This is a genomic window from Methylomonas koyamae, from assembly GCF_001644025.1.
In the GTDB taxonomy this organism is placed as follows: Bacteria; Pseudomonadota; Gammaproteobacteria; order Methylococcales; family Methylomonadaceae; genus Methylomonas; species Methylomonas koyamae_A.
The window spans coordinates 1-1,296 of sequence record NZ_LUUK01000133.1 but is presented as its reverse complement, the minus strand read 5'-3'; the positions used below and the strand labels follow the sequence as shown (position 1 = coordinate 1,296).

The following is a 1,296-nucleotide window of genomic DNA, read 5'->3' as shown; positions in this document are numbered from 1 at the left end:
CTGTTAAAGGACCGCTTACCATATTGCTTTGGGTTCAGGAACAGTTCGCATACTCAATTCTTCCGTTTCCAGTTGTTACGATCATACTCGGTATGGGTTAGCACGTTGCGGATATACACTTTGCGCCGGTTATAGTGGATTGAGCTCGGATGGGTAGAGGCAAAGCCGAAACCCATCACGAAGGCCTTAAATCATTTGATGGGTTTCGCTGTCGCTCTACCCGTCCTACCTTGATTAATCTGGCCAAAGTCCGGTAGTACGCACCGCGTAGCTTTTGGCGTTCGTTGTCAAGATGCCCTCTCAATGGTACGCGATGCGTGCCCTACATATTCTCGAAAATTTAGACCATTGTTGTCATCCGGCGCCACTTTGATTGCGCCGCGTGCCGTTCCTGCCGGATTGCCAGAAGATCGATAGGTGTAGGCGGCTTGGCTTATCCGTAGTTCGCTATTTTCCGAATCGTCAGTTTTTAAAGCGATTCGGTATAAATTTAGACTAGCAAAAAAAATCATTCATTTTCTCTAAAAACTGTCTGCGCTTTAACACTCGGAATGAGCTGTCGTTCCGAGTGTCCGGCAATTCGTTTTAAGGAGATTTCGATGAATCAAAATTTAATTTCGATCAATTTTACCGACAGCGCGCTCGCTGAAATCGATGCGGCGCTGAGTGTTTTGGAAAACCACTTCGCCGGTTTTCTTAGCCTGTCGCCCGACGAGCGGCGCAATCTGGCCAAGATGGGCGATAAGACCGAAGCTTTTTGCCGGCAGACGTTGATCGTCTCCGGTCAAAATCGGCAAGCCTTGCCGCCGAGTCTGGATATGGGGGAAGCCGTGGCCGACTTGACCGCGCTGGATCAATTGCGTCCGCGCCTGCACCGTTTGCGAGAGTTAATGACTCGCGGCGACGATACCGACATGGCGCTGGGTAGCGATATTTACAGTTTCTGCTTGGACGCCTATGCCTCGTTAAAGATCGCCGGCAAGGGCGCCGCGCTGGAAACCTTGCGCGAAGCCATGTCGGTGCGTTTTAATCGCGGCGCTAAAGCCAAAGCGGCCAGCTAAGCCCCGCCAACCGTCCCCATTCCCTTGCCCTGCGGTGCGCCGGCCGGCCCGGCTCGCCGCGATCGGCGCCGATTTTATCTTAAGTGTGTTTCGGCTATCGGCACGGTGCCCGGCGCCAGGTTTATCGGGCTTAGCGCTCGGTTCGCGAGCTTGGCGGGCCGTGTTGCTCGCTAGTAGACGATTGCCGCCGGATGCCCGGACCCAATCGAAAGGCATCTCGCCTTGCGCGCAAGGC

The 1,296-nt window shown here is 53.9% G+C and carries 2 protein-coding genes; one reads left to right on the top strand and one right to left on the bottom strand.

Annotated elements, in window-relative coordinates; genetic code table 11:
- Positions 1 to 53: 53 nt before the first annotated feature.
- Positions 54 to 176: a type II toxin-antitoxin system HigB family toxin gene (locus A1355_RS26595; RefSeq protein WP_082885464.1), complete on the bottom strand. Its 123-nt coding sequence runs from the start codon at positions 174 to 176 to the stop codon at positions 54 to 56.
- A 423-nt stretch (positions 177 to 599) separates the two neighbouring features.
- Here A1355_RS26595 and A1355_RS09420 point away from each other — a divergent pair, with 423 nt between their 5' ends.
- Complete coding sequence (locus tag A1355_RS09420; protein ID WP_064027333.1) at positions 600 to 1,061, top strand: hypothetical protein; 462 nt, start codon at positions 600 to 602, stop codon at positions 1,059 to 1,061.
- The last annotated feature ends 235 nt before the right edge of the window (positions 1,062 to 1,296 follow it).

Bases quoted from the DNA above. Each gene is read 5' to 3' on its own strand.
- A1355_RS26595 (WP_082885464.1), bottom strand. From the start codon at position 176: ATGGGTTTCGGCTTTGCCTCTACCCATCCGAGCTCAATCCACTATAAC.
- A1355_RS09420 (WP_064027333.1), top strand. From the start codon at position 600: ATGAATCAAAATTTAATTTCGATCAATTTTACCGACAGCGCGCTCGCT.